Source organism: Streptomyces sp. Ncost-T10-10d, from assembly GCF_900091955.1.
Taxonomy (GTDB): domain Bacteria; phylum Actinomycetota; class Actinomycetes; order Streptomycetales; family Streptomycetaceae; genus Streptomyces.
In genome coordinates this window covers 1-25,122 of record NZ_FMDF01000101.1, presented here as the reverse complement: position 1 = coordinate 25,122, position 25,122 = coordinate 1, and the positions used below count along the sequence as shown (strand labels likewise).

Below are 25,122 nucleotides of genomic sequence, written 5' to 3'. Positions count from 1 at the left end.
TTTGTGGCCCTCGGCCCGAACGTGACCGATTGCACTCACTGTTGCCGGTCGGTTCCGCTGAGGTGCGGGTCGTGCCCGGCGGGCGGGATCTCGCGCCGCATGCAGACCCTCGGCCAGCGGTCCAGGCCGTGTTCCGCCTCCTCCGCCCTGATCTTCCTCAGCCCGTCGGTGAGTTCGGCCTCGCTCAGCGTGCGGAAGCCGAGGCGGGCGTAGTACGGCGCGTTCCATGGGACGTGGGAGAAGGTCGTCAGCGTCAGCGCCCCGAGCTGCCGCTCGTGCGCCCACCCGGTGAGGTGGTCGATGAGCGTGCTGCCCAGACCGCGTCGAGCGGCGGACGGATGGACGGAGACCTGTTCGATGTGGGCCGCGCCGTCGACCGGGTCGGCGATCAAGTAGCCGACCGGGCGGTCGTCGGGGTCGGCGGCCACCCAGGCGCGGCCGGCCCGGCGGTAGTCGTCCAGCAGTCCGAGCGGCGGGGGATCGTCGTCCGCGATGGCGGACATGCCGAGCGCGCGGAACGGCTCGCCGGCGGCGCGCTCGATGTCCTGAAGCAGCGGAAGATCGGAGCGGCGGGCGGTACGGATACGCATACGGCCAGTATGGCGCCCCGGGCTCAGGCGCCGGTGCTGATCAGCTCGTCCGCGGGGCTGTTGACCGGCTGCGGCGTTCCCGTGCGGTCCATGAGGAAGAGCGGCATGCCGAGGCCGTCCGCGCGCGCTTCGGCGTCCTGTGCGTACCCCGCGAGCGAGAAGAACACGCTCGTGGCCGATGTGCTCAGCGCGTTCAGCCAGAGGCACTCGACGTCGCGCAGGACGGTCGGCCGGGAGACTGCGTCGACCTGGGCGATCAGCCCGGTGGCCCGCAGATCGATCCGCGCGGGGGAGCGCTCCGCCGGCTGTACGACATCGTGGTAGCCCAGCCACTTCAGATACAGGGCGGCGCTCGCGACCGCATCGGGTGCGGTACGGATCGGCAGGGGCTGGAACGCCGGCCGGGGCGGCGGCGCCGTACGCGGCAGCGGAATGTGGGACGGCCGGCCGGGCCGGGCCCCGTCGGCGGGGCCGGGGGCGCTGTCGGCCTCCGTCACCGGCCGGACCGGTATCCGCAGTACCGTCCCGCACGGGCAGCACAGCTCCGGCTGCGGCCACTGGTCGTGGCGCCCGCAGGTGCGACAGCGCACCGTCACCCAGTCGTCGTTCCAGGTGCGGTGCGTGATGGGTACGACCGGGGCGCCGCGCAGCACGGGCGGGGCGCTCGGTGCACCGCACGGGCAGCTGTAGACCGGCGTGCTGTACGTGTGGTCGCGGCGACAGGCCGGGCAGCGTACCGGCACCGACTCCACCATGAACTCCCTCCGGCCCGGTCGCGCACCCCGGCGACGGGCCACCCCGGCGCACCCGGGCGCGCCGGTGCCGGCCGATGCGGGCCGACTCCACTCCGTATCCCCATGGTCCATCAGGAGCGAGGTCCTGGGGAGTGACTTGGCGTACTTCGTGGACCGGTGCGCGCATCGGCCGCCCCACGCCCGCTCTCTTGACGGTCGCCCGGCCGCACTTTAGATTGACTTCCGTATAACAGAATCCAGTTTCCGCAATGTGGAATCAACGCGGAATCAATGCGGAATTGGTGCTCTCAGGTGGCGCGACAGAGCCCGACTCCACCAGGTCCGAGCAGGAGCACTCAATGCCTCGAATGACCGCTGCCCGAGCGGCAGTTGAGATCCTCAAGCGCGAAGGCGTCGGCAACGCGTTCGGTGTGCCGGGCGCGGCGATCAACCCCTTCTACGCGGCCCTCAAGGCCTCCGGCGGGATTCGTCACACGCTCGCCCGTCACGTCGAGGGCGCCTCCCACATGGCGGAGGGCTACACCCGGGCGCGCCCGGGCAACATCGGCGTCTGCATCGGTACGTCGGGACCGGCCGGCACCGACATGATCACCGGCCTCTACTCCGCCATCGCCGACTCCGTCCCGATCCTCTGCATCACCGGGCAGGCCCCGACCGCCGTGCTCCACAAGGAGGACTTCCAGGCGGTCGACATCGCCTCGATCGCGGCGCCCGTCACCAAGGCCGCGACGACCGTCCTGGAAGCCGCCCAGGTCCCGGGTGTCTTCCAGCAGGCCTTCCACCTGATGCGCACGGGCCGCCCCGGCCCGGTCCTCATCGACCTGCCCATCGATGTCCAGCTCACCGAGATCGAGTTCGATCCGGACCTGTACGAGCCGCTGCCGGTGCACAAGCCCGCCGCGACCCGCAAGCAGATCGAGCGAGCCCTGGAGATGCTGAACGGCTCCGATCGCCCGCTGCTCGTCGCGGGCGGCGGCGTCATCAACGCTGATGCGTCCGAACTCATGGTGGAATTCGCCGAGTTGACAGGGGTCCCGGTCGTCCCGACCCTGATGGGCTGGGGCATCATCGCCGACGACCACGCGCTGAACGCGGGCATGGTCGGTCTGCAGACCTCGCATCGCTATGGCAACGCGAACTTCCTGGAGTCAGACTTCGTCCTCGGCATCGGCAACCGCTGGGCCAATCGCCACACCGGCAAGCTGGACGTCTACACCCGGGGCCGCACCTTCGTCCACGTGGACATCGAGCCCACCCAGCTCGGCAAGATCTTCGCCCCCGACCTCGGCATCGCCTCCGACGCCAAGGCCGCGCTGGAACTGTTCGTCGAGGTGGCGCGCGAGCTGAAGGCGGCCGGAACCCTCAAGGACCGCTCGGAGTGGGCCGCGTCCACCCAGGAACGCCGGGCCACGCTGCAGCGCCGTACGCACTTCGACAACGTGCCGCTGAAGCCGCAGCGGGTGTACGAGGAGATGAACCGGGCCTTCGGCCCCGAGACCCGGTACGTCACCACGATCGGCCTCTCCCAGATCGCCGGTGCGCAGATGCTGCATGTCTACCGGCCACGCCACTGGATCAACTGCGGCCAGGCGGGCCCGCTCGGCTGGACCATCCCGGCCGCGCTGGGTGTCGCCACGGCCGACCCGGACGGCTCCGTCGTCGCCCTCTCCGGCGACTACGACTTCCAGTTCATGCTGGAGGAGTTGGCCGTCGGTGCGCAGCACCGCATCCCGTACGTCCATGTCCTGGTGAACAACTCCTACCTGGGGCTGATCCGCCAGGCGCAGCGCAACTTCGACATCGACTTCCAGGTCAACCTGGAGTTCGAGAACCTCAACTCGCCGGAGATCGGCGTCTACGGCGTCGATCACGTCAAGGTCGTCGAGGGCCTGGGCTGCAAGGCGATCCGTGTCACCGAGCCGGAACAGCTGCTGCCGGCCTTCGAGGAGGCGAAGAAGCTGGCAGCGGAGTTCCGGGTCCCGGTGGTGGTCGAGGCGATCCTGGAGCGCGTGACGAACATTGCGATGAGCGGTACGGACATCGCGTCCGTCAACGAGTTCGAGGACATCGCGACGGACCCGTCCCATGCACCGACCGCGATCCGCCCGCTCACCATGTCCTGACGACCGGCCGGCCCGCCCGTGGCCCCCGCCCCCGCCTCTGACAGCCGGGGGCGGGGGCCACGGGCTGTCTCCGGACCGTCAGGCGGGTGAGGACGGAACCCCCGCGGCGGGGACCGGCCCCGGGCGCAGCCGGAAACGCCGAGAAGGGCGCGGAGCACGGGACCGTATCCGTACTCCGCGCCCTGGCACGGGTGAAGCAGAACAGGGGTCGCGGCGGCGGCGATCGGGCCCGAAGCCCCCATCTCCTTCAGGTCAGGAGACGGGACTCCCCGGGCCCCCGCCACCGCACTGGCGTCGCACAGCCGCCGCGACCTCGTCCTGCCCGCGCCGCGTGACACCCCTCATCCGGGTACACGTCGCGAGCAGGGTTCAGCGGGAGGCTCAGTCCTCGCGCAGTGCGCGGACGGCCTCCTCCACGCGCTTGCCGTAGTCGGCATCGGCGGCGTGGAAGTGGGCGAGGTTCTTCTCGATCACGTCGTCGCGGGTGACCTGGGAGATGCCTCCGGCGATGTTGGCGACCAGGCGGTCCTTCTCGTCCTCGGACATCAGCCGGTACAGCTCGCCCGCCTGGAAGTAGTCGTCGTCCTTGGTGTGGGCGGGCGCCTCGTGGGTGCCGGTCCAGCCGTGGATCGCGAGCGGGGCGGAGAGTGCGGCGCCGGTCTGGGCAGGGCCCGCGTACGAGTTGGGCTCGTAGTTCTTGTCGTGGCGCGCACCGTTGCGCGTGGCGTGCAGTCCGTCGCGGCCGTAGTTGTCGACGACGGCGGTGCGCGGCGCGTTCACGGGGAGCTGGGTGTGGTTGACGCCCAGCCGGTAGCGGTGCGCGTCCGCGTAGGCGAAAAGCCGGCCCTGGAGCATCTTGTCCGGGGACGGACCGATGCCGGGCACGAAGTTGTTCGGGGAGAACGCGGCCTGCTCGACCTCGGCGAACACATTGTCCGGGTTGCGGTCGAGGACCAGCCGGCCCACCCGCTGCAGTGGGTAGTCGCTGTGCGGCCACACCTTGGTCAGGTCGAACGGGTTGAAGCGGTACCCAGCGGCCTCGCCGGCCGGCATGACCTGCACGTACAGCGTCCAGGACGGGTGCACCCCGCGCTCGATGGCCTGCAGCAGGTCCGTCTGGTGCGAGTTGCCGTCCCTGCCCGCGAGTTCGGCGGCCTGCTCGCTGGAGAGGGAGCGCACACCCTGGTTCGTCTTGAAGTGGTACTTGACGAAGAAGGCCTCGCCCTCGGCGTTCGTCCACTGGTACGTGTGCGAGCCGTAGCCGTTCATGTGGCGGTACGAGGCGGGGATGCCGCGGTCACCCATCAGCCAGGTGACCTGGTGGGTGGCCTCGGGTGCGTGGGCCCAGAAGTCCCACACGTTGTCCGGCTCCTGACGGCCCGTGAACGGGTCGCGCTTCTGCGAGTGGATGAAGTCGGGGAACTTGATCGGGTCCTTGATGAAGAACACTGGAGTGTTGTTGCCGACGAGGTCGTAATTGCCCTCGTCCGTATAGAACTTGAGGGCGAAGCCGCGCGGGTCGCGTACGGCGTCGGCGCCGCCGAGCGAGTCGGCCACGGTGGAGAAGCGGATGAACGTCTCCGTGCGCTTGCCGACCGCGGAGAGAAAGTCGGCGCGGGTGAAGCCGGTGACGTCGTCGGTCACCTCGAAGTAGCCGTACGCGCCGGAGCCGCGGGCGTGGACCACGCGCTCCGGTATGCGCTCCCGGTTGAAGCGGGCCAGCTTCTCCAGCAGGTGCTGGTCCTGGAGGAGGATCGGGCCACCGACGCCGGCGGTGGCGGAGTTCTGGTTGTCGGCGACCGGGGCGCCTGACTCGGTCGTAAGCACACGCTGCGTCATGGTGTCGGGGCGACCTTCCGTACGGGAGCTGCTGAACTGCGACGGCTTGAGGCTCCAGGAGCGTAAATACGCCCCGAACCAGACGTCAACAGTTTGTTGAAATTTGGAGTCTGGTGTTCCGGACGGCGCCGACGCCTGGGCGCGACAGGACAGGTGTCAGCGCCGACGCCGTCCGGAAGTCTCTGGGTTGCCGATCCGGGCCGGACCGGTCAGGCCCGGACGGGTCAGGCCCGGGCGGGCTGCCCCGACAGGCGCTCGACCGAGCGCAGGAGTGCCGAGTGGTCCAGTCCGCCGTCGCCCTGTGCGCGCAACGAGGCGACGAGTTGCGCGACCACGGCGCCGACGGGCAGCGCCGCACCGACATTGCGGGCGGCGTCGGTGACGATGCCCATGTCCTTGTGGTGCAGATCGATTCGGAAGCCCGGCGCGAAGTCCCGCTTCAAGAAGTTGTCCTTCTTGCGGGTCAGCACGGTCGAGCCGGCCAGTCCGCCGTTCAGCACGTCGAGCGCGGCGCCGAGGTCGACCCCGGACTTCTCCAGGAAGACGACCGCTTCGGCGCACGCCTGGATGTTGACCGCGACGATCAGCTGGTTGGCGGCCTTCACCGTCTGACCGGAGCCGTGCGGACCGCACAGCACGATGGTCCTGCCGAGCGCCCGGAGGATCGGCTGCGCCACGTCGAAGTCGGGCTGCTCGCCGCCGACCATGATCGACAGAACGGCCTCGATCGCACCGGCCTCGCCGCCGGACACCGGGGCGTCCAGCACCCGGATGCCTTTCTCTTTCGCGTTCTTCGCGAGGTCCACCGAGGTCTGCGGGGTGATCGATGACATGTCGATCAGCAGCGCGCCGCGCTTCGCGTTCTCCAGGATGCCGTCGGGGCCGTACGCGATGGCCTCGACCTGCGGGGAGGCGGGCACCATCGTGATGACGACATCGGCGTCCCGGACCGCCTCGGCGATCGAGCCCGCGCCCGCGCCGCCGGCCGCGACCAGCCGGTCGATCTTCTCCTGCTCCAGGGTGTGACCGGTGACGTCGTACCCGGCCTTGATCAGGTTCTCGGACATGGGGGAGCCCATGATGCCGAGTCCGATCCATGCAACCTTGGGGAGGTTGTTGCTCATGAGGGTGCCTTCCGATAAGCGTGTGTACGAGGGGGAGTTCGCCGCCCTCAGCGGGCGGCCCGCGCGGTGGCCGGGAGCCACTCGAAGGCCTCGGCGCTCGGCCGGTCGCCCGGCTTGTACTCCAGGCCGACCCAGCCGTCGTAACCGGCCATCGTCAGCTCGTCGAGGAGCTGCTCCAGCGGGAGCGAGCCGGTGCCGGGTGCGCCGCGCCCCGGGTTGTCGGCGATCTGGACGTGGCCGGTCCTGCCGGCGTACGCCGTGATGACCTGGCCGAGGTCCTCGCCGTTCATCGAGAGGTGGTACAGGTCCAGCAGGAACTTCGCGTTCCCGAGCCCCGTCGCCGCGTTGACCTTGTCGACGATCTCCACCCCGGCCGGTGCGCTCACCAGGGGATAGCGCGGCGATTCCGGCTTGTTGAGGGTCTCGATCAGCAGGACCGCCCCGATCCGGTCGGCCGCACGGGCGGCGACGACCAGATTCTCCAGAGCGAGTTCGTCCTGCACGGTCGGGTCCACACCGTCGACGCGGTTGCCGTAGAGCGCGTTGAGCGCCTTGCAGCCGACCGAGGCGGCGAAGCCGGCCACCACCTCGATATTGGCGCGGAAGCGGTCCGACTCCGGGCCGGGCACGGAGAGGGCGCCGCGGTCGGGGCCGGGCAGCTGTCCGGCGTAGAAGTTCAGCCCCACCAACTGGGTGCCTGCGTCGTCGAGCGCCTTCTTGAGGGCGTCGAGCTCGGCCTGCGGCGGGGTGGGGGTCTCGATCCATGGCCACCACAGCTCGACCGCGGTGAAGCCGGCCGCGGCGGCGGCCGCGGGACGCTCCAGGAGCGGGAGTTCCGTGAAGAGGATCGAAAGGTTCACATCGAAGCGCTGGTCCGGGTAGCCCATGAGGGTTGCGGCGCTCCTTCCGTATTGCGGAAGTTTCTTTCTACGTAACGGAAGATTGCCCGGAGCTGGGAGAGCTGTCAAGGGGGTGCCCGGAATTCGGCCGGTGCCTTCGTGCGGGTTGTGCAAGGTGCAACCGGAATTGCGCCGCTTGCCGAGGGGGTGCGGGGCGGGTCAGGGTGGCTGGTGCATCCGATGCAGCCGACCCCCACACGAGGTGCCTCGCATGAACCACGCCACCGGCCGGCGCGCCGTCCTCGGAGCCCTGTTCGCCGGCGCCGCCCTGACCGTGGCCCCCGCGCTGCCCGGCTCTCCCCGGCCCGCGCCGGACTCCGCACCGGTGGTCGGTTCGCGCCCGCGCACCACCCGGCGGCTGCTGCTCGGTACGTACACCTCGGCCGAGGGCGGCGGTAAGGGAATCGGCACGGCCTCGTACGACGCCGTCACCGCGGCGATCTCGGCCGGCCCCGCGATCACCGGCGTCGACAACCCCTCGTACCTGGCCCTGCACCCCTCCGGCGCCACCGTCTACGCAGTCGACGAGCAGGACCGGGGCGGGGTGACGGCCGTCGCACTGTCACCGGACGGCGGCCACGGGGTGCTGGGAACCCGCAGCACCGGCGGGGCGGGGCCCACCCATCTCTCCGTCCATCCCACGGGAAGGTGGCTGCTCACCGCGAACTACACCTCCGGCAGCGTCGTGGTGCACCCCATCCGGGGCGACGGCTCGCTGGGGGAGCGCACGGACCTGGTCGCCCACACCGCGCCGCCCCCCGGCCCCGGCCAGGACGGGCCGCACGCCCACCAGATCGTCACCACCCCGGACGGCGACCACATCCTGGCCGTGGACCTGGGCAACGACTCCGTGTACACGTACCGGCTCGACGAGTACCGCGGCCGGCTGGACCAGGTCTCCTGTGCGGCCCTGCGCCCCGGGGCCGGACCGCGGCACATCACGTTTCACCCGGGCGGCCGCTTCGCCTACCTGGCCTGCGAGGTCGACAACACCGCGGTCGTCTGCGGTTACGACCCGACCACCGGCATCCTGTCCCCGGGCGCCCCGCAGTCCACCGGGACCGGCGCCGGTACCAGCTATCCCGCGCAGTTCCTGGTCACCGGCGACGGCCGGTTCGCCTACCTCGCCAACCGGGGCCACAACAGCCTGACGCGATACGCCGTCGAGGACGACGGCGCCGTGCTGCGGCTGCTCGACACGGTGCCCGTCGGCGGCGACTTCCCCCGGCAGATCGCCTTCTCGCCGGACGGGAAGCTGCTCTTCGCGGCGAACCAGAGGTCGAGCACGGTGACGGTGTTCCGGGTCGACGCCCGCAGCGGCGGCCTGACCCGCACCGGTGACGCCTTCCCCGCCCCGGTGGCCGTCTGCGTGCTCCCGTACCGGAGTACGCGCCCGGCCGGCGATTGAGGACGAAACCGTCACCGGACGGCCCCGGCACCCGTCCGTTAGGGTCGGGCCCGAGCCGCGGATTCACGAAGACGCGGCGAACGCATGAGGGAGGCACAGTGCGCTTGAGAGTGGAGTTCACCACCGAGCCCTTCGATCTCGACGAGGCGCCCGCCCACGCGGTCGTGGCCCGCGAGGTCATCCAGACGGCCGACCTGGAGGCCGTGGACGTCGGCCCCTTCGGCAACACGGCGGAGGGCGGCGCGGACCAGGTGCTCACCGCGGTGGACTCCTTGCTGCGCAGGGCCCTGGCATCGGGTGCCACCCGGGTGTCGCTCCAGGTCAACGTCATCGGGGAGGGCTCGAAGTGACCGAACCGGCGGACCACCCCCTCGTCACCGCGGTCAAGCCGCTCGTCGACGCCATGGGCGCCGAACTGCTCGGGCCCGAACAGGCGCAGGCCGACGACGTCGTGCTGGCCTGGGAGGGTGAGGACGTCATAGCCGTCCGGCTGCCCCAGCTCTCGGAATCGCTCGACCACATCCTGGCCGCCATGGAGCGTCGGCACGGCATGCCGCTCGCCGAGCTGGACCGCAAGGCCAAGCAGTCGGTGGTGCGAACCCTGGAGGCACGCGGTGCCTTCTCTGTACGGCACGGAGTGGAGACGGTGGCGGGTGCGCTGGGAGTCAGCCGCTTCACCGTCTACAACTACCTCAACAGGGAAAATGCCGCCAAAGGCGAGTAGTTGAGGCCGTAGGTGAGCGAAGGCTGTGGAAGGCCACGGAAGGCCGTCGTCCGGAGGATCGGGCGACGGCCTTTTACGTTCGCGTAATTTCAACAAAGTGTTGACGTGGTGTTGTGGAGGGCGTTAGCTATCCGCAGCCCGACCGACGCGACGCGAAGAGACGCACAGCGAACACAGCCACGGAGGCTCCCGTGACTTCGAGCTCCACACCGGGCCTCGCCCGGTTCAACACCCTGGCGGACGACGAGGCCGCCACCGCGTTGCACGAGGTGTGTGCCAGTGCGGCATGGGGGAGAGCGATCCTCTCCCGACGCCCGTACGCCACCGCACAAGCCCTTCTTCTTGCGGGTGACGCCGCAACGGCCGCGCTGACCCCGGAGGATCTGGCCGATGCGATGGCCGGTCACCCGCCGATCGGCCGCCCGAAGCCCGGAGACCCGACCTCCTCCCGCGAACAGCGGGGGATGGCGGATGCCACCGAGGAACTCAAGGCCGAGATGCTCGAACTGAACCTGGCCTACCAGGAGCGGTTCGGACATGTCTTCCTGATCTGCGCCACCGGAGCCACCGGTGAGCAGATGCGCGACGCGATGAAGTCCCGGATCGGGAACTCGCCCGAGCAGGAGCGCGACATCGTGCGCACCGAACTCGGGAAGATCAACCGAATCCGGCTGACCCGTCTCGTGGAAGAGGACAAGGACTGATGAGCACTGAAACCACCGCATCGGTGTCCACGCACATCCTGGACACCAGCGTCGGACGCCCCGCCGAGGGTGTCGCCGTCTCGCTCGCGGCCCGCTCGGGCCCGGAAGCCGCCTGGGTGGCGCTCGGCGGCTCCGCGACCGACGCGGACGGGCGGTGCAAGGACCTGCCGGCCCTGCCGGAAGGCACAACTCACGTACGACTCGACTTCGAGGTCGAGACCTACTTCTCCAAGAAGCAAGCCGAGGCGCAGCAGGACGCCCCCCGCGTAAGGGACAGCGGTGCGTTCTTCCCGGAGGTGGCGATCACTTTCGCCGTCAGGCCGGGCGAGCACTATCACGTACCGCTGCTGCTCAACCCGTTCGGCTACTCCGTATACCGAGGGAGCTAGCACCGACATGACCGCCGATTCCCACCGCCCCCGCCCTGTGATCCTCGGCCAGAACCAGTACGGCAAAGCGGAGAACCGCGTCGTCAGGATCACGCGGGACGGCGACACCCACCACATCAAGGACCTGAACGTCTCCATCGCCCTTTCCGGCGACATGGACGACGTGCACTACTCCGGCTCGAACGCCAACGTCCTGCCGACGGACACCACCAAGAACACGGTGTACGCGTTCGCCAAGGAACACGGCATCGAGTCCGCCGAACAGTTCGGCATCCACCTCGCCCGCCACTTCGTGACGTCGCAGGAACCGATCAAGGTCGCGCGCATCCGGATCGAGGAGTACGCCTGGGAGCGCATCGCGACCTCGGACAACAACTCCAGGTTCATCGGCTCGGACGAGGTCAACCACTCCTTCGTCCGCAAGAACCAGGAGATCCGCACCGCCCAGGTCACCTTCGACGGTGAGAAGTGGCAGGTCATCTCCGGTCTCAAGGACCTCACGGTGATGAACTCGACCAACTCCGAGTTCTGGGGCTACGTCAAGGACAAGTACACGACGCTCAAGGAGGCGTACGACCGCATCCTGGCCACCGACGTCTCCGCCCGCTGGCGCTACAACTGGACCAGCGACGAGGAGCGCATGCCGAACTGGGAGAAGTCCTACGAGCAGGCGCGCAAGCACATGCTCCAGGCCTTCGCCGAGACGTACTCCCTCTCGCTCCAGCAGACCCTGTACCAGATGGGTTCGCGCATCATCAACAGCCGCAGCGAGGTCGACGAGATCCGCTTCTCGCTGCCGAACAACCATCACTTCCTGGTGGACCTGCAGCCGTTCGGCCTCAAGAACGACAATGAGGTCTACTTCGCGGCCGACCGTCCGTACGGGCTCATCGAGGCCACCGTGCTGCGGGACGGTATCGAGCCGCAGATCCCGGTCGACATGACCAACCTCTGACGCGGCGCCGCGCCGGTTCCCGTCCGTCCACAGCGGGCGGGGGCCGGCCGGGCCGGAGGGAAATCCCATGGCAACGCCTGCACCCGGGCCCGCAGAAGCAGAAGGCCCGTGTCCCACCCCACCGGAGTGTTCGGTCCATCCGGTGGACGAGAAGCTCGCCCCCGCGCGGCTGCTGCCCGCCGCGCTCCAGCACATCGCCGCCATGTACGCGGGCGTCGTCACCCCTCCGCTCATCATCGGCCAGGCCGTCGGCCTCGATCCGGCGGGCATGACCCGGCTGATCGCGGCGAGCCTCCTGATCGCCGGCTGCGCCACCGTCCTGCAGACCCTCGGCGTCGGAGGCTTCGCCGGGAACCGGCTGCCGTTCGTCAACGCCGCTTCCTCGGCCGGAATCGCCCCGATGCTCGCCATCGCCGAGACCACCGCGCCGGGTCACCAACTCCCCGCGATCTACGGGGCGGTGATCGTCGCCGGAGTCTTCTGCCTGGCCGTCGGGCCGTTCTTCGGCCGGCTGCTCCGATTCTTCCCGCCGCTGGTCACCGGCGTCGTCATCACCCTCATCGGGGTCACGCTGATGCCCGTCCCGGTCTCCTGGGCGCAGGGCGGCGACAAGAGCGCCACTGACTTCGGCGCGATGAAGTACCTCGCGCTGGCCGCCTTCACGCTCGTCGTCATTCTGCTGATCCAGCGGTTCGGGCGCGGCTTCCTCAAACAAGTCGCCCTGCTGATGGGTCTGTTGATCGGCACCCTGGCCGCGATCCCGTTCGGACTCGCCGACTTCTCCGCGCTGGAGTCCGCACCGGTCGCCGCGCTGCCCACCCCCTTCGCCTTCGGCGCCCCGGAGTTCCGGCCCGCCGCGATCCTCTCGCTCTGCATCGTCATGCTTGTCCTGATGACCGAGTCCTCCGCGGGAATGCTGGCGCTCGGCGAGATCTGCGACCGGCGCACCGACGGCCGGACCATCACCCGAGGACTGCGTACCGACGGCATCGCCACCCTGCTCGGCCCGGTCTTCGGCGGCTTCCCGACGAGCGCGTTCGCACAGAACGTCGGCGTGGTGTCGCTGACAAAGGTGCGCAGCCGCTACGTGGTCGCGGCCGCAGGCGGCGCGTTGCTGGTCCTCGGCGCCTTCCCGGTGCTCGGCGCGGTCGTCTCCCTCGTGCCCATGCCCGTGCTCGGCGGCGCCGGCATCGTCCTGTTCGGCTCGATCGCGGTGAGCGGCATCCGTACGCTCTCCGAGGCCGGACTCGACGACAGCTCCAACATCATCCTGGTCGCCGTGGCGCTCGGCGCGGGCATCATCCCGCTCGCCGCGCCCGGCTTCTACGCGGGATTCCCGTCCTGGGCCCAGACCGTCCTGGGCTCCGGCATCAGTGCCGGAGCGCTCGTCGCGGTCCTGCTCAACCTGTTCTTCCACCATCTCGGCACCCATGGCCGCCCGGCTGTGGCACTCAAATCCTCCTAGGGTCCTGCCGTGCCCACATCGCCGGAAGAGAAGAGGAAGCACCATGGCAGCATCGGCAGCTCCTGAGCACGTGGAACGCATCGTCATCGAGAACTGTTCGATCGCGACCGTCGACGCCGACGACACCGAGTACGCCTCGGGCCATGTCGTCGTCGCGGGCAATCGCATCGAATCCGTCGGCGCGGGCCGGGCCCCCGAAGGCCTGGAGAACGTCGTACGCCGCATCGACGGCACCGGGCATCTGGTCACCCCCGGCCTGATCAACACGCACCACCACTTCTACCAGTGGATCACCCGCGGCCTCGCCACCGACCACAACCTGTTCGACTGGCTGGTCGCGCTGTACCCGACGTGGGCGCGCATCGACGAGCCGATGGTCCGCGCCGCCGCGCAGGGCTCGCTCGCCATGATGGCGCGCGGCGGCGTCACCACGGCCATGGACCACCACTACGTCTACCCGCAGGGGACCGGTGATCTGTCCGGCGCCATCATCGGGGCCGCCCGCGACATGGGCGTACGGTTCACCCTCGCCCGCGGCTCCATGGACCGCAGCGTGAAGGACGGCGGGCTGCCGCCGGACTTCGCCGTGGAGACCCTCGACGGTGCGCTCGCCGGAACCGAGGCGACCGTCGACGCGCACCACGACGCCTCGTTCGACGCGATGACCCAGGTCGCCGTCGCACCCTGCTCCCCGTTCTCCATCTCCACCGAACTGCTGCGGCAGGGAGCCGAGTTGGCCCGCCGTAAGGGGGTGCGCATGCACACCCACGGATCGGAGACCGTGGAGGAGGAGAAGTTCTGCCACGAGCTGTTCGGGATGGGCCCGACCGACTACTTCGAGTCGACCGGCTGGCTCGGCGACGACGTATGGATGGCGCACTGCGTCCATATGAACGACTCCGACATCGCCGCCTTCGCCCGCACCGGAACGGGTGTGGCGCACTGCCCCTCGTCCAACGCCCGGCTCGCCGCGGGCATCGCCCGGGTGCCCGACATGCTCGCCGCGGGCGTCCCGGTCGGCCTCGGCGTCGACGGCACCGCCTCCAACGAGTCCGGTGAACTCCACACCGAACTGCGCAACGCCCTCCTCATCAACCGCCTCGGCGCCCATCGCGAAAAGGCCCTGAATGCCCGTCAGGCCCTGCGCCTGGGAACGTACGGGGGCGCCCAGGTACTCGGCCGCGCCGACCAGATCGGCTCCCTGGAGCCCGGCAAGCTCGCCGACCTGGTGCTCTGGAAACTGGACACCCTCGCGCACGCCTCCATCGCCGATCCGGTGACCGCACTCGTCTTCGGCGCCGCGGCGCCCGTCACCCTCTCCCTCGTCAACGGCAAGCCGGTCGTCGAGGGCAACCACCTGATCACCGCGGACGAGGACGCCATCGCCCGCGCCACCCGCGACGAGGCCCGCCGCCTCGCGCAGATCGCCGCCGGAGCCTGACGCTCCGGGGCACCTCCCCGATACCGGTCGGCCGAGGGGGACGGCCCTCGGCCGACCGCCGTGGACCCGAGCGGGGTCCACGGCAACCGGTGCAGGGGGCGGGTACTGCATGTACGCGCCCCCTGTACCGGTGAAGAAGGCTGCCCGCACCAGCTGCACGACCTGCCCCACCTGCACGACCTGCCTCACCCGCCCCACCTGCACCAAAGCTGCCCGCACCAGCTGCACGACCTGCCCCACCTGCACCAACGCACCACTTGCACCACCTCCCTGACACCCACGTCGCCGCAGACGTGTACCCGACCGGAGGAACCGCCGTGGCAGCTACGCCCAGGTTTCGCAAAGACGCAGTCGCAGCAACCGATGCCGACCCCCACCTCGACCCCGCCCGCGATTCGGCCTCGGCAGACCGGAAACACCCGGTCGACGAAACACTCCCCCCGCTGAGGATGTTCACCAGTGGCCTCCAGCACGTGGCCGCGATGTACGCGGGCGTGGTGGCCCCGCCGATGATTCTGGGACCGGCCGTGGGTCTCACCCCCAAGGAGACCGCCTTCCTGATGGGGGCGAGCCTCTTCACCGCGGGCCTGGCCACCCTGCTCCAGACCCTCGGCTTCTGGCGCATCGGTGCCCGGCTGCCGTTCGTCAACGGTGTCTCGTTCGCCGGGGTGACCCCGATGGTGGCGATAGGAAAGGACCGCGGACACGACGGCATCGCCGTCATCTTCGGCGCGATCATCGTCGCCGGCCTGCTCGGCTTCCTGCTCGCCCCGTACTTCTGCAAGCTGGTCCGCTTCTTCCCGCCCGTCGTCACCGGCACCGTGATCACGCTGATCGGCGTCTCGTTGCTGCCGGTCGCCTTCAACTGGTCCCAGGGGGGCAACGCCACGGCCGACGACTACGGCTCGACGACCAACATCACCATGGCCGCGGTGACGCTGGTGATCGTCCTCGCCCTGCGCAAACTGCTGCGCGGCTTCCTCCAGCAGATCGCCATCCTGCTCGGACTGGTCGTCGGCACGCTGATCGCGATCCCGGTCGGCATCACCGACTTCGGCGCCATCAAGGGCGCCGACCTGGTCGGCTTCCCGACGCCGTTCCACTTCGGGGCACCGCAGTTCGAGGTGGCCGCGATCGTATCCATGTGCATCGTGATGCTGGTCTGCATGACCGAGTCCACCGCGGACATGCTGGCTCTCGGCAGGATCGTCGACCGTCCGGCGGATGAGCGGACCATCGAGGGCGGCCTGCGCGCCGACACCCTGGGCAGCGCCATCAGCCCGCTCTTCAACGGCTTCATGTGCAGTGCCTTCGCCCAGAACATCGGGCTGGTCGCGATGACCAAGGTCCGCAGCCGTTTCGTGGTGGCCGCGGGCGGCGGCATCCTGATAGTGCTCGGGCTGGTCCCCGTAGCCGCATCCGTCATCGCACTCGTCCCGCTGCCCGTCCTCGGCGGCGCGGGCATCGTGCTCTTCGGTTCGGTCGCCGCGAGCGGCATCCAGACACTGGCGACCGCCGCGTTGGAGAAGGGCGAGAACGCGCTGATCGTGGCAGCGGCCGTGGGCATCGGTCTGATCCCGATCGCCGCACCCGACTTCTACCACGCGTTCCCGAAGGATGCGCTCGTCGTGCTCGACTCCGGGATCTCGACGGGATGTGTCGTGGCGATCGTGCTCAACCTGGCCTTCAACCACCTCGGCAGGAAGCCTGATCCGGATCCGTCGCCGCAGGAGCAGAGCCCGGCGGCCGCGGCTCCGGTGGCCGCACACTGACCGAAGCCGGCTTCGGCCGGCAGGGCGCCGTGGCGCGTACGGGGACCCCGGCGGGTGCTGCCGTACGCGCCACAGCCGTGACCGGGGTGTGCGTCAGCCGATGTGGTAACTGTCGCCGTACACCTTCCAGTCGAGCGGCGGATCCAGGTTCAGATTGCCCTTCTTCAGGAAGACCCGCTGAGCGGTGTCCACCCGGCTGGTGTCCGAGTGGGCCTCCTCCTGCTGCATCGCCCAGACCCGGGCGTCCAGGAAGGCGTTGAGATACGTGACCTCGTTGCCGCCCTGGGCCGGCGGCTTCGCCTTCGCCAAGGCCCGTTTGCGGATGGAGCTGAAGCTGGTGCTGTCGCCGCCGTCGCCGTGCATCACGATGGCGTCGTAGTACGCGAACTGGCCCAGCGTACCGATGCCGTCGGCCTTGCCCTGCTTGACGGCCGGGTTGAAGTACACCCGGTCCCGCTCGTCGTCCTGCGCCTTCTTGAACGCGGAGTCGGAGGCGGCCTTCACCCAGTCCTTGGTGAAGTTCGGGTCGAGACCGCTGTGCGAGGGGGTGCCGTTGACCTTCCGCAGCGCGGGGAGGTACTTGGCGAGGACGTTGTCGGGCTTGCGCTCGGTGTACAGCTCGACGAGGTCGAGCATGTCGCCCGTACCGGAACAGAAACCTATGATGCCCGCGGTGTAGCCGCGGTCGTCGTCGATGTCCTCGATGTACTTGTACTGGGACTTCCAGTTGAGGGAGGAGTTCTCGGCGCTGGAGACCAGTTGCATGGCGATTTCCTTCTTCGCCGGATCGTCGAGCCCCGTCGCGGCGGCGTGCTGAACCACCGCCGTCTGCTGATGTACCGCCGGGTGTGTGGGGGCGCCGGCGTAGGCCGTGACGGGTATCGCCGTGAGGGTCAATCCGACCGCGATGACCGCGATGCGCACGGAGCGGGTGTTGCGACGTGCGGTGCGTGTGTGGGGAGTGTGCACCAGTCCTCCAAAGGGAGTTCGTCGTTGTGTCAGTCTGTTAGGAAGCTTTCCTATCAGAGTGGAGTGAGTGCCGTACACCCCTTCGACACAAGGGAGTTGGGGATGTGCCCCGGACGCAGGAAGGCCCCGCACCGCGCGGAAGGCGCGGTGCGGGGCCGAGGCGTGCCGTCCTCAGCAGTTGAGGTAGGCCGCATGGATCCAGACGCCCGTGGGGCCGCCCCACAGGTCACCCATGATCCAGTTGCCCTGCCGGCCGCGGTAGTTGAGGTTCTGGCCCCGGTTCACCTGACCCAGGACCGGGTACTCGGAGCCCGGGCCGCCGCGGAAGTTCACCCCGTTGTCGTTGACGGTGCAGACCGTGGCCGGCGCCTTCGCCGTCTGTACGGCGGCCGGGCTCTGCACGGCCTGGGCGACGGGGCCGAGGGCCAGCCCCAGAGCGGCGGCCAGGACCGTCGCGGCGAGCATCTTCTTCATCATGCGGAACTCTCCTCCGTATTCCGGCCCACATCCGCGTGTGCCGTTCGTCAGCCTCAACTGAGCCGCAGACCGTCGGGTCACGGGTCCGGATCACCCTGCGTGGAGGAGTGAAAGCGCAGGTCAAATGACATGTGCACCGGCGTGCGCAGTCAGCGGGGCGGACGCTTCCCGCGCCCGTCGATCACGGGTTTAACGGGCGTCGATCCGGTAACCGTCGCCGTACACCCGCCACCGCAGCGGTGTCTCCAACCCGAACCTGCCCTCCCTCACGAACACCCGCTGGGCCGTCTCGATCCGGCTGGTGTCGGAGTGCGAGGGCTCCTTACGGATCGCTGCGACACGGGCGTCGAGGAAGGCGTTCAGATAAGCCGCCTCGTCCCCGCCGCGCGCCGGTGGCGCAGTCGCGGCGATCGCCTCGTGGCGGATCGTACGGAAGCCGACCGTGCCGTCCGTGTCGCCGTACCCGTGCATCACATAGGCGTCGTAGTAGATGAACTGCCCCAGGGCGCCGAGTCCGTCCGCCTCGGCCCGGGCGACCGCCGGGCCGAAGTACGACCGGTCGCGCTCGGCGTCCTGCGCCGACCGGAAGGCGGGGTCGGCGTCCGCCTCGGCCCAGGCCTCGGTGAACGGGCGGCCGAGCCCGTCGTGCGCATCGCTGCCCCGTACGGCGCGCAGGGCGGGGAGGAACCGTGCCAGCGGATTGCCGGGACGCGCCGCCGCGTACCGTTCGACGACCTTCAGCATGTCGCCGGTGCCGGAACAGAAGCCGATGATGCCCGCGGTGTAGCCGCGGCCGTCGTCGATGTCCTCGATGTACTTGTACTGCGCCTTCCAGTCGAGCGAGGAGTTCTCCGCGCTGGAGACCAGCTGCATGGCGATCTCCTTCTTCGCCGGATCGTCGAGCCCGGCTTCCGGTCCGCCCTCGGCGGACCCGGCGGACGAGCAGCCGGAGAGCACGGAGACGGCCATGACGGCAGTGGCGACAGCGAGGAGCAGCGGGCGGGGAACGACGTTCACCCCTCAACCCTGCCAGGCCGCGGGAAGACGTGGGTGAAAGGTCTTCGCTCAATCGGCTGTAGCGTCATGGGTATGGAAGATCAGTCTGTTGTGGATGTCGGCGATGTACGGCTGGCGTATCGGACCTGGGGCGACCCCTTCGGCTCGCCCGTGGTCCTGCTGCACGGCCTCGGCGGCTCCGCCGCGAGCTGGGAGGCGGCCGGGAGTCTGCTCGGCGAACAGTGGCGGGTGTACGCCATCGACCTGCGCGGTCATGGCGAGAGCGACTGGCCGGACGAGTACTCCGTCGAGCTGATGCGGGACGACGTCCTCGGCTTCCTCGACGAGTGCGAGCTCGACCGGGTGGGCCTGGTCGGCCACTCGATGGGTGGCGTCGTCGCCCATCTGCTCGCCCAGGAGCACGCGGACCGGGTGGAGCGGCTGGTGCTGGTGGAGACCCCGCCGCCGTTCCCGAGCGAGCTGAAGCCGGCCGCCGAACCGGAGGGGCCGGTGGACTACGACTGGGCAGTCGTCGCACCCATCCGGGCCGAGGTGGCCGACCCCGACCCCGAGTGGGCGGCCGGCCTCGGCGAGATTGTCGCGCCGACGTTGATGATCGCCGGTGGCCCGGAGTCCACCATGCCCCAGGGGCGCCTGCAGGACATGGCCTCGCTGATCCCGGACTGCCGGCTGATCACGATCGGGGGTGGTCACCGGGTGCATGAGGTCCACCCCGACCAGGTCGCCCAGCAGATCACGGAGTTCTTCACCAGCTGAACGGCGAGCGGCTGCCGGCCCACGGCCCGCGCCGTGCCGTACATGGCACAGCTCACCGGGGCCGGGTACCGCACGGAGGACCTGCTGGTGCTGCTCGGCGGGATGGCGGAGGGCGGTGCGGACCACGGCGACACGGACGAAGCCGCCTGCCGGTCGGCCGTCATCGGAGGACGCCGAGGCCGTGACCGTGCTGGAGGCGCTCGTCGCCCTCGGCCGCACCGTCCTCACCGAAGACCACCGCCGCCGCCTGACGGCTCTTGCCGAGCGGGACCTCAGGGTGACGGCCTCGGGCCCGGAATCGGGGATGGCCCCGGCCGACGAACGACTGCGCGAGCAGGCACGTGAGGCGGTGCGCATGCTGAGCCGACCGGGCCGGGTCCGGCCACCGGCCGTCCCGGCCCAGCGCCTGGGGCCGTCCCGTTTCGCCCCGGCCCACCGGCCTCGGCTACCCGCCGCTCAGTCGCCCGGCTGCCAGTCCGGGCGGCGGCCGCTCATGGCGACGACCCGGTCGACCAGGGGTGCGTCGTCCGGGACCGGAATCGGCGGACCGAAGATGTGCTCGGACCGGGGGACGGTGTCGCTGGGAGTCAGCATGGCCAGCGAGACGAGCAGGCTCGCCTCGTCCGCCTCGTACTTCTGGCCGGTCGACCGGGCCAGGTCCCAGCCGTGGATGACCAGCTCGTCCAGCGCGACCACCGCGGCCACCTCGCCCGGCAGATCCACGCCGCCGGCCCTGGTCATCCCCTGCCGGGCGGCAGGATCGCGCCATGCCGTCACCAGCTCGTCCAGCAGTGACGGCAGCGCTTCGCGCCAGCCGTCAGGGAGGACCGGGAGTGCGGCGTCGGGGGCGGTGTCGGTCGTCGGCCCGAAGTCCTTGCGCGCCGCGTCGCGGAAGGCCGTGGTCAGCCCGACCACGTGGGCGAGCAACTCCCGTACCGTGTAGTCGGGACAGGGCGTCGGGTCGGCCAGCTGCTGTTCGTCGATACCGTCGAGCAGGCCGGCGATCTGCCGGGCCGCGGGCTCCAGATCGATCGTGGGAATCATGGGTGTCGTCTCCAGGTTCGTATCCATACAGTGCAGACTGCTCCGGCGCCCGGAACTCATCGCTCATCGCACGACGCGTCCCCGGAGCACGATCCGGCTCGGGTGATCCAGCGCGGCGGGGTCCGGGGGCGGATCGGTCGCAGCAGCTCTTCGTCGAAGGGGGCGCCCGGCTCCAGCGCCCCGGGATGCGTGTGTACGTCGACGAGTCCGGGCAGCAGCCGGCCGCTGTTGACGATCGTCTCCGCGTCCCGGCCCGCGAGTCCGCCCGGCGGTCCGCCGGCGCGCAGTACCTCGCCGTCGATCCAGAACGTGCGCTCCTCGTGCTCCGGCAGCACAACCCCGCGTATGCACAGCATCAGCCGACCGTACGTCACATCCGGCACCCCGCCGACAGACCACTGGTGTACACCGGCACCCCGTCGACGGACCGTCGACGCACGATCGCGAGCGCACACCGGCACATTGCGGAAGGTTCTGCTACACCCCCTTGTCGGCGGCCCCCGCGCCATGCGATACAGGTCTGGACCATTGCCGCCCGACGGAAGGCACGACCGTGCAACGCCCCCACGCAACACCCGCGTTGGCCTGCTCCACCGTCCTGCTCATCGTCGCACTCGCCGCATGCGACTCGGCCTCCGCAGCGGACACCCGGAAGCCCACGACGCCGGACCAAGTGACAGCACAGGCCGGCAGCGCCACCTCCGTGCACGTCATGTGGGAGCCGGCCACCGACAACAAGGCGGTCACCGGCTACGAGGTCTACCGCAACGGCGAGAAGGTGAGGTCAGTCGCGGCGACCAAGGTGATGACCGACGTCGACGGACTGACCGCCTCGACCCCCTACACCTTCACCGTCCGCGCCCGCGACGCCGCCGGGAACCTCTCCGCGCCGAGCGCCGCCGCGACCGTCACGACGCCCGCCCCGACCCCCGCCGACCACGAGCCGCCGACCCGCCCGGTGAAACTGCGGGGCACGGCGGACGGCAGCCGGGCGGCGAACCTCTCCTGGGGCGGCTCGACGGACGACGTCGGCGTCACCTCGTACGACATCTACCAGGAGGACTCCCGTATCCACAGCGTGCCCGGCACGCAGACCACGGCGCATCTGACCGGGCTGCGCCCCGGTACCGTCTACACCTTCACCGTCCGCGCCCGCGACGCCGCCGACACCTCTTCGCCCGACAGCAACGCCCTCGACCTCACCACCGCGTCGGCGCCGGGCGCACCCGCCGGTACCGCCCCCACCGACCTGCGGATCAGCAACCGGGTCCAGGGCAAGGAGTACGCCATCGAACTGGACTGGAAACAGCCCGAGACGGGCGGCGAGATCCCGGCGTACCAGCTCTTCATGGACGGCCGGCTGACCACCACGATCGTGTGGGGCTCCACCCCGCCCGCAGGCCGGGCGAGTTACCGGCTCACCGTCAGCGACCCGCGGGGCACCCGTTACTCGATGAAGATCCGCGCCAGACTGCCCGACGGCAAGTGGGGGGACTTCTCCGCCCGGCGCACGGTCGTCCTCGGCGACTGAAGCCAGGTACGGTCCGGTGTTCCGGTGTGTTCCCGTGCTCCCGTGTGGCCGGGACGTTGCGGCCTCAGGAGGTGACGCGCACGGTCTCCACCCACCCCGGGGGCTGCGGAGCGTCCGGGCCGATGAGTGCCGCGACGAGCCGGCACGAGGGGGACTCGTCCGGCCAGGGCGTACAGCCGTCGGTGAGGACGACGACAATGTTCGGGCGGTCCCGCGCCGCGAGGGCGGCAGCGATGCCGACCCGCATGTCCGTGCCGCCGCCCCCGCCGAGGGTGATCTGCTCGGCGGCAGTCACCCGTGACACGCTTTGCACATCGGCGTCGCAGGCCAGCACGGTGACGCGGTTGCCTCGGATGCCCACCTCCCGCAGCACCCCGGTGACCTCCGCCAGCGCCGAGGCGAGCTCCTCGTCCCCCATCGATCCCGAGGTGTCGATGACGACGGCGACGCGGGGCAACGGTCGGCGCAGGCTGGGCAGGACGACACCGCGGAGCGCCGCGCTGCGGCGGGACGGACGACGGTACGTGTAGTCGATCGCCCCGGCGGCCCACGCCGCGGCCTCCCGTACCGCGCCCGCGAGCGCCTGCCGCCAGTCGACCGTGGGCTCCAGGACCTGGTCCGCCCAGCGCTGCCAGCCCGCCGGGAGGCTGCCCCGGCTGCGTCGGTGAGCACGCATGGCCTCTGCGGTGTGGCGCCGCAGCGCCTCGGCCTCGACCGGCCCCAGGCAGCTCGGCCCGTCCGACCCGGCCGACTCCCAGGGCATCGGTTGCCCATGGGCGCCGGACCCGCAGTTGTGCGGGGGTGGGCCCTGCGGCACACCGGGGAGATACGCCTCGAAGAGCTGCCCGTTCGGCAGGCCGAAGAGCCGCGGCTCCATCCGGCCGGCCGGCAGGGGCAGCCCGTCGGCGATGAGGTCGTCGTTGATCTCGCAGTCCTGGGCGACATTGACGTGGTGCGGGTCACGCTGGTCGGCGGCGGGCAGCCGCTCCGCCCGCCCGTGGTGATCACGCAGCAGATGCGCCACCTCGTGCACCCACACCGCCGCGAGCTCCGCCACCGGTGTCGCGGCCACGAAGGCGGGTGACACATAGCAGCGCCAGTGCCGGTCCACGCCCATGGTCGGCACCTCGGTGCTCGCCACCACCGACAGGGCGTACAGCGCCGAGGCCAGGTAGGGCCGGTCGGTCGCCGCCCGGTAACGGGCGGCGAGCAGCTTCGTCGTGTCCAACTGGGGCCGCCCCGAAGCGGTTTCCGGCGCCGGCACCGACATGCTCGCCTCAGCCGCTCTGCGGCAGGGCGCCGGACAGCTGCAGCAGTTCCACGAAGGCGTCGATGCCCTCCGGCACCGGCCAGTCGGCGTCCCGCATCGCCGCCAGGTCCACCGCCGCCCTGGCCGCCACATCGGGCACACCCGCGTCCACGGCCTTCGCCAGCACCGCCCAGCCGGCCTCCCAGCGGGAGCGGGTGAGGTCGCCCTGAACGGCCGCGACGACCGCGATGAGGAAGGCAAGTTGCCGGTCGCCGCGTTCGGGCAGTGCGAACGCGGCGGGGTTCGCCAGTACGCGGTCGGGGTCGGGCAGATCGAGGTTCTCCAGGTAGGACAGCAGCTCGATGCCCGCACCGTCTCCCACGGCCCCGGTCAACGCGGCCGCCATCGCCTCCCGCCCGGCGTCCGTCGCGTACCCGGTGGCGAGCAGTCGCAGCGCCATGTCCCAGGTCCGCGGGGACGGCCAGGCCCGGCCCCGGCTCTCCGCGTCGGCCGGAATGTGATGGACGAGGCCGGGGCGTGCGGTCAGGAAGCCGGAGATCGCACCCCGGGCCCGTGCCGCCGAACCTGCGACCCTGGCGGCGTCGACGACCGGGACCGCGGCCTTCGGCCACGTACCGGCCATGCCCCGCGCCACGGTGCGCGGATCGTGCGTCCACTGGAGGTGTACGAAACGGTTGGCGAGCGGTGGGCTGAGGTGCCAGCCGTCCGCTGCGCTCGACGGCGGATTCGCCGCCGCCACGATGCGCACGGACTCCGGCAACGTCAGGCTGCCCACGCGGCGTTCGAGCACGACGCGCAGCAGCGCCGCCTGCACGGCCGGGGGAGCGGAGGACAACTCGTCGAAGAACAGCAGCCCTCGGCCCGTGCGCGCGAGCCGGACCGCCCAGTCCGGCGGGGCCATCGGCACCCCGGTCACGGCCGGATCGTCGCCGACGACGGGCAGACCGGCGAAGTCGGAGGGTTCGTGCACACTTGCGATGACCGTTTCCAGCGGGAGACCGAGCCCGGCAGCGAGCTGCTCCATGCCGGCCGACTTGCCGATGCCCGGCTCGCCCCAGAGCAACACCGGCTGATTGGCCGTCACCGCCAGTGCCAGTGCCTCCAGTTGAGGATTCGTGGCGGCTTCGGTGCGCGAGGTCCGCAGCCTGCGATTGAGATCGTCGGCGGCGTCCAGGGGCCCGCCAGTGGCGCCCGCGGACGGAACCGCGTGTGACGCCCCGGGGACGCCGTGGGCGGCGATGCCCGCCCTCTCCCCGGTGCTCACCGTCTGTCGCGCGGCCGTCCGTCCTGCGGTGCTCACCGCGTCTCCCGCCACCGCTCGTCCTCCGGTACTCACTCGTCCTCGTCCTCTTCGTCCGCGTCGTCCCTCTCTTCCTCCCACTCCTCCCACCACTCGGACCCGATGCCCGGATGTTCCTTCTCCACCCGTTCCCTGAGGAAGTCCAGGTCCGTCCGCCGGTACTTGCTGATCAGCTGGGCCAGCGAGAGCTCCATCTGATCGAGCACGTCGATCCGTGCCCCGGCCTCGATCAGCGCCTTCACGAGGTCCGGCGAACCACCGCCGTCGACCGCCGCGCAGAGCGGAGTGCGGTCCAGGTGATCCTGCGCCTCCAGATCGAGACCGGCTGCCAGCAGCCGGGGCAGCAGGAGCTCGTGGTCGAGCAGGTGCAGCACATGGAGCAGACTGCGCCGTCCGCCGTCCCGCACCCGGAGGTCGACCCCCGCGTCCAGCAGCTCCACGAACCCCCGGCGTGTCCCCGTGCTGGACGCGCAGAAAGAGCTCCCGGCGCTGCGCCTGCAGGGCCTTGGGCAGCCGTCCCGTGCCGGACACGACCGCGTGCTCCACGGCGAAGCAGCCGGTGACCGCGCC

The 25,122-nt window shown here is 70.3% G+C and carries 26 protein-coding genes; 12 read left to right on the top strand and 14 right to left on the bottom strand.

Annotated elements, in window-relative coordinates; translation table 11 throughout:
- Positions 1-35 precede the first annotated feature (35 nt).
- Positions 36-590, bottom strand: a complete 555-nt coding sequence (locus GA0115254_RS15840; protein WP_093895931.1) for a GNAT family N-acetyltransferase — start codon at positions 588-590, stop codon at positions 36-38.
- 23 nt (positions 591-613) lie between these two features.
- Positions 614-1,342 carry a hypothetical protein gene (locus tag GA0115254_RS15835; protein WP_093895996.1) on the bottom strand — a complete coding sequence of 243 codons (729 nt, stop codon included), beginning with the start codon at positions 1,340-1,342 and terminating at the stop codon, positions 614-616.
- Between the two features lie 350 nt (positions 1,343-1,692).
- Here GA0115254_RS15835 and gcl point away from each other — a divergent pair, with 350 nt between their 5' ends.
- Positions 1,693-3,468, top strand: a complete 1,776-nt coding sequence (gcl, locus tag GA0115254_RS15830) for a glyoxylate carboligase (RefSeq protein ID WP_093895930.1) — start codon at positions 1,693-1,695, stop codon at positions 3,466-3,468.
- 381 nt (positions 3,469-3,849) lie between these two features.
- Here gcl and GA0115254_RS15825 read toward each other — a convergent pair whose 3' ends face one another.
- From GA0115254_RS15825 to GA0115254_RS15815, 3 genes are all read right to left on the bottom strand, one after another.
- Positions 3,850-5,307 carry a catalase gene (locus tag GA0115254_RS15825; RefSeq protein WP_093895929.1) on the bottom strand — a complete coding sequence of 486 codons (1,458 nt, stop codon included), beginning with the start codon at positions 5,305-5,307 and terminating at the stop codon, positions 3,850-3,852.
- Between the two features lie 224 nt (positions 5,308-5,531).
- Positions 5,532-6,431, bottom strand: a complete 900-nt coding sequence (locus GA0115254_RS15820) for a 2-hydroxy-3-oxopropionate reductase (protein WP_093895928.1) — start codon at positions 6,429-6,431, stop codon at positions 5,532-5,534.
- Positions 6,432-6,478: 47 nt separating this feature from the next.
- Positions 6,479-7,318: a TIM barrel protein gene (locus GA0115254_RS15815; RefSeq protein ID WP_093895927.1), complete on the bottom strand. Its 840-nt coding sequence runs from the start codon at positions 7,316-7,318 to the stop codon at positions 6,479-6,481.
- Between the two features lie 223 nt (positions 7,319-7,541).
- Here GA0115254_RS15815 and GA0115254_RS15810 point away from each other — a divergent pair, with 223 nt between their 5' ends.
- From GA0115254_RS15810 to GA0115254_RS15765, 9 genes are all read left to right on the top strand, one after another.
- Entirely contained in the window at positions 7,542-8,738 is a 1,197-nt protein-coding gene (locus GA0115254_RS15810) for a lactonase family protein (protein ID WP_093895926.1), read from the top strand.
- 98 nt (positions 8,739-8,836) lie between these two features.
- Positions 8,837-9,088 (top strand): YkoF family thiamine-binding protein, encoded by a 252-nt coding sequence (locus GA0115254_RS15805; RefSeq protein ID WP_093895925.1) that lies wholly within the window; start codon positions 8,837-8,839, stop codon positions 9,086-9,088.
- Positions 9,085-9,462: a helix-turn-helix domain-containing protein gene (locus GA0115254_RS15800; RefSeq protein WP_093895924.1), complete on the top strand. Its 378-nt coding sequence runs from the start codon at positions 9,085-9,087 to the stop codon at positions 9,460-9,462. The genes GA0115254_RS15805 and GA0115254_RS15800 overlap by 4 nt, the downstream gene beginning before the upstream one ends.
- A 191-nt stretch (positions 9,463-9,653) precedes the next feature.
- Positions 9,654-10,166, top strand: a complete 513-nt coding sequence (gene uraD, locus GA0115254_RS15795; protein ID WP_093895923.1) for a 2-oxo-4-hydroxy-4-carboxy-5-ureidoimidazoline decarboxylase — start codon at positions 9,654-9,656, stop codon at positions 10,164-10,166.
- Complete coding sequence (uraH, locus tag GA0115254_RS15790; protein WP_093895922.1) at positions 10,166-10,555, top strand: hydroxyisourate hydrolase; 390 nt, start codon at positions 10,166-10,168, stop codon at positions 10,553-10,555. The genes uraD and uraH overlap by 1 nt, the downstream gene beginning before the upstream one ends.
- Before the next feature lie 7 nt (positions 10,556-10,562).
- Positions 10,563-11,510, top strand: coding sequence for a factor-independent urate hydroxylase (gene pucL / locus GA0115254_RS15785; RefSeq protein WP_093895921.1), 948 nt, complete (start codon positions 10,563-10,565; stop codon positions 11,508-11,510).
- Positions 11,511-11,577: 67 nt separating this feature from the next.
- Complete coding sequence (locus GA0115254_RS15780) at positions 11,578-12,975, top strand: nucleobase:cation symporter-2 family protein (RefSeq protein ID WP_093895920.1); 1,398 nt, start codon at positions 11,578-11,580, stop codon at positions 12,973-12,975.
- A 43-nt stretch (positions 12,976-13,018) separates the two neighbouring features.
- Complete coding sequence (locus GA0115254_RS15775) at positions 13,019-14,416, top strand: 8-oxoguanine deaminase (protein ID WP_093895919.1); 1,398 nt, start codon at positions 13,019-13,021, stop codon at positions 14,414-14,416.
- Positions 14,417-14,733: 317 nt separating this feature from the next.
- On the top strand, positions 14,734-16,188 hold the full coding sequence (locus GA0115254_RS15765; RefSeq protein ID WP_176740142.1) for a nucleobase:cation symporter-2 family protein: 1,455 nt from the start codon (positions 14,734-14,736) through the stop codon (positions 16,186-16,188).
- A gap of 93 nt (positions 16,189-16,281) precedes the next feature.
- On the opposite strand, the gene GA0115254_RS15760 is transcribed toward GA0115254_RS15765, so the two are convergent.
- The 3 genes from GA0115254_RS15760 to GA0115254_RS15750 all read right to left on the bottom strand — a co-directional run bounded on the left by GA0115254_RS15760 (position 16,282) and on the right by GA0115254_RS15750 (position 18,603).
- Positions 16,282-17,157 carry a chitosanase gene (locus tag GA0115254_RS15760; RefSeq protein ID WP_093895916.1) on the bottom strand — a complete coding sequence of 292 codons (876 nt, stop codon included), beginning with the start codon at positions 17,155-17,157 and terminating at the stop codon, positions 16,282-16,284.
- 171 nt (positions 17,158-17,328) lie between these two features.
- On the bottom strand, positions 17,329-17,634 hold the full coding sequence (locus GA0115254_RS15755; protein ID WP_093895915.1) for an SH3 domain-containing protein: 306 nt from the start codon (positions 17,632-17,634) through the stop codon (positions 17,329-17,331).
- A 189-nt stretch (positions 17,635-17,823) separates the two neighbouring features.
- The gene (locus GA0115254_RS15750) at positions 17,824-18,603 is read right to left on the bottom strand and encodes a chitosanase (protein WP_093895995.1); all 780 of its coding nucleotides are present in this window, start codon (positions 18,601-18,603) and stop codon (positions 17,824-17,826) included.
- A 120-nt stretch (positions 18,604-18,723) separates the two neighbouring features.
- Here GA0115254_RS15750 and GA0115254_RS15745 point away from each other — a divergent pair, with 120 nt between their 5' ends.
- Positions 18,724-19,407 (top strand): alpha/beta fold hydrolase, encoded by a 684-nt coding sequence (locus GA0115254_RS15745; protein WP_093895914.1) that lies wholly within the window; start codon positions 18,724-18,726, stop codon positions 19,405-19,407.
- A 160-nt stretch (positions 19,408-19,567) separates the two neighbouring features.
- Here the strand turns inward: GA0115254_RS15745 and GA0115254_RS15740 are convergent, their stop codons facing one another.
- From GA0115254_RS15740 to GA0115254_RS15730, 3 genes are read right to left on the bottom strand one after another with little or no spacing between them, the layout of a single operon-like run.
- Complete coding sequence (locus GA0115254_RS15740; RefSeq protein ID WP_093895913.1) at positions 19,568-19,843, bottom strand: hypothetical protein; 276 nt, start codon at positions 19,841-19,843, stop codon at positions 19,568-19,570.
- A 20-nt stretch (positions 19,844-19,863) separates the two neighbouring features.
- Complete coding sequence (locus GA0115254_RS15735) at positions 19,864-20,478, bottom strand: TIGR03086 family metal-binding protein (protein WP_093895912.1); 615 nt, start codon at positions 20,476-20,478, stop codon at positions 19,864-19,866.
- Positions 20,479-20,507: 29 nt separating this feature from the next.
- Complete coding sequence (locus tag GA0115254_RS15730) at positions 20,508-20,807, bottom strand: hypothetical protein (RefSeq protein WP_256102593.1); 300 nt, start codon at positions 20,805-20,807, stop codon at positions 20,508-20,510.
- A gap of 197 nt (positions 20,808-21,004) precedes the next feature.
- Here GA0115254_RS15730 and GA0115254_RS15725 point away from each other — a divergent pair, with 197 nt between their 5' ends.
- Entirely contained in the window at positions 21,005-21,982 is a 978-nt protein-coding gene (locus GA0115254_RS15725) for a fibronectin type III domain-containing protein (protein WP_093895911.1), read from the top strand.
- Positions 21,983-22,046: 64 nt separating this feature from the next.
- Here GA0115254_RS15725 and GA0115254_RS15720 read toward each other — a convergent pair whose 3' ends face one another.
- The 3 genes from GA0115254_RS15720 to GA0115254_RS15710 form a co-directional block, all read right to left on the bottom strand.
- On the bottom strand, positions 22,047-23,252 hold the full coding sequence (locus tag GA0115254_RS15720; protein WP_093895910.1) for a vWA domain-containing protein: 1,206 nt from the start codon (positions 23,250-23,252) through the stop codon (positions 22,047-22,049).
- A 7-nt stretch (positions 23,253-23,259) separates the two neighbouring features.
- Positions 23,260-24,426, bottom strand: coding sequence for an AAA family ATPase (locus GA0115254_RS15715; RefSeq protein ID WP_370740881.1), 1,167 nt, complete (start codon positions 24,424-24,426; stop codon positions 23,260-23,262).
- 158 nt (positions 24,427-24,584) lie between these two features.
- A complete protein-coding gene (locus GA0115254_RS15710) occupies positions 24,585-24,992 on the bottom strand; it encodes an ankyrin repeat domain-containing protein (protein ID WP_093895909.1) in 408 nt (135 codons plus the stop codon).
- Positions 24,993-25,122: the final 130 nt, after the last annotated feature.

Coding starts and splice junctions, on each gene's coding strand:
- GA0115254_RS15720 (WP_093895910.1), bottom strand. CDS start 23,252: ATGTCGGTGCCGGCGCCGGAAACCGCTTCGGGGCGGCCCCAGTTGGAC.
- gcl (WP_093895930.1), top strand. CDS start 1,693: ATGACCGCTGCCCGAGCGGCAGTTGAGATCCTCAAGCGCGAAGGCGTC.
- GA0115254_RS15775 (WP_093895919.1), top strand. CDS start 13,019: ATGGCAGCATCGGCAGCTCCTGAGCACGTGGAACGCATCGTCATCGAG.
- GA0115254_RS15750 (WP_093895995.1), bottom strand. CDS start 18,603: ATGGCCGTCTCCGTGCTCTCCGGCTGCTCGTCCGCCGGGTCCGCCGAG.
- GA0115254_RS15820 (WP_093895928.1), bottom strand. CDS start 6,431: ATGAGCAACAACCTCCCCAAGGTTGCATGGATCGGACTCGGCATCATG.
- GA0115254_RS15840 (WP_093895931.1), bottom strand. CDS start 590: ATGCGTATCCGTACCGCCCGCCGCTCCGATCTTCCGCTGCTTCAGGAC.
- GA0115254_RS15745 (WP_093895914.1), top strand. CDS start 18,724: ATGGAAGATCAGTCTGTTGTGGATGTCGGCGATGTACGGCTGGCGTAT.
- GA0115254_RS15825 (WP_093895929.1), bottom strand. CDS start 5,307: ATGACGCAGCGTGTGCTTACGACCGAGTCAGGCGCCCCGGTCGCCGAC.
- GA0115254_RS15780 (WP_093895920.1), top strand. CDS start 11,578: ATGGCAACGCCTGCACCCGGGCCCGCAGAAGCAGAAGGCCCGTGTCCC.
- uraH (WP_093895922.1), top strand. CDS start 10,166: ATGAGCACTGAAACCACCGCATCGGTGTCCACGCACATCCTGGACACC.
- GA0115254_RS15735 (WP_093895912.1), bottom strand. CDS start 20,478: ATGGATACGAACCTGGAGACGACACCCATGATTCCCACGATCGATCTG.
- GA0115254_RS15755 (WP_093895915.1), bottom strand. CDS start 17,634: ATGATGAAGAAGATGCTCGCCGCGACGGTCCTGGCCGCCGCTCTGGGG.
- GA0115254_RS15730 (WP_256102593.1), bottom strand. CDS start 20,807: ATGCTGTGCATACGCGGGGTTGTGCTGCCGGAGCACGAGGAGCGCACG.
- GA0115254_RS15815 (WP_093895927.1), bottom strand. CDS start 7,318: ATGGGCTACCCGGACCAGCGCTTCGATGTGAACCTTTCGATCCTCTTC.
- pucL (WP_093895921.1), top strand. CDS start 10,563: ATGACCGCCGATTCCCACCGCCCCCGCCCTGTGATCCTCGGCCAGAAC.
- GA0115254_RS15810 (WP_093895926.1), top strand. CDS start 7,542: ATGAACCACGCCACCGGCCGGCGCGCCGTCCTCGGAGCCCTGTTCGCC.